The sequence below is a fragment of the Salinimicrobium oceani genome (assembly GCF_012037645.1).
Genome location: NZ_JAAVJR010000839.1, coordinates 1 through 406, shown reverse-complemented (window position 1 = coordinate 406; position 406 = coordinate 1). Strand labels below are relative to the sequence as shown.

General features: G+C 45.1%; 1 protein-coding gene. It reads right to left on the bottom strand.

Annotation, left to right across the window (positions count from 1 at the left end; translation table 11 throughout):
* Positions 1–406: HYR domain-containing protein (locus HC175_RS19650; RefSeq protein ID WP_168139803.1), on the bottom strand; the 406-nt coding region annotated here is incomplete at both ends.

The following is a 406-nucleotide window of genomic DNA, read 5'->3' as shown; positions in this document are numbered from 1 at the left end:
CCTAAAGTAATCTTTGGAGCTTCTTCGTCTTTGACTTCTACAGAAAGGGTTCCCGGAGTGGTGTTCCCCGCCGCATCTGTAACGGTATAATTGATTGTAGTAGTACCAATGTTGAAAGTGTGGGTTCCTATCTGACCATTACCAGAGCCAGTTGTTGCTCCCGATAAATCCCATGCGATACTGCTTCCGCTACAATTGTCGCTGAAGCTTGCACCAGGAATGGTGATGGCAGCTGTACATAGTCCTGCATCTGTGGTTTTAGAAATGGAACTTCCTAAAGTAATTTTTGGAGCTTCTTCGTCTTTTACTTCTACAGAAAGGGTTCCCGGAGTGGTGTTCCCCGCCGCATCTGTAACAGTATAATTGATTTTAGTTGTACCGATGTTGAAGGTGTGTGTTCCAACCT